The organism is Stenotrophomonas sp. A3_2, from assembly GCF_036624925.1.
Lineage (GTDB): Bacteria > Pseudomonadota > Gammaproteobacteria > Xanthomonadales > Xanthomonadaceae > Stenotrophomonas > Stenotrophomonas hibiscicola.
On the sequence record NZ_JAZKVY010000373.1, the window covers coordinates 1 to 462 of the forward strand.

1 protein-coding gene is annotated in these 462 nt (G+C 64.3%); it reads left to right on the forward strand.

Annotation, left to right across the window (positions count from 1 at the left end):
* Window positions 1-308, forward strand: a 308-nt coding sequence (locus tag R5H29_RS22155; protein WP_332329866.1) for a F0F1 ATP synthase subunit gamma, incomplete at its 5' end; no start/stop codon positions are given.
* Between the last annotated feature and the right edge of the window lie 154 nt (window positions 309-462).

The window sequence follows — 462 nt, forward strand, 5'->3', positions numbered from 1 at the left end:
CGCAGATCATTCCGCTTCCCGTGCCCCCGGCCAGCGCCGATGCCGGCCCGAAGGCGATGTATGAGTTCGAGCCCGACGAGGAGGCGATCCTGGCGCGCCTCGTGCCGCAGAACATCACCGTGCAGCTCTACCGCGCCATGCTGGAGAGCAACGCCGGGTTCTACGGCGCGCAGATGACCGCCATGGACAACGCCACCCGCAACGCGGGCGACATGATCAACCGGCTGACGCTGAACTACAACCGCACGCGTCAGGCGAACATCACCAAAGAACTGATCGAAATCATCTCCGGCGCCGAAGCCGTCTGATTTCGCGAAACTGAGGAGCCGAAAAGATGGCGAACAACAATGTGGGCCGCGTCAGCCAGATTCTCGGCGCCGTCGTGGACGTCCAGTTCGAGGGCGAGCTGCCCTTCATCCAGAGCGCGCTGGAAAGCCGCATCGGCGACCGCCGCCTGGTGCT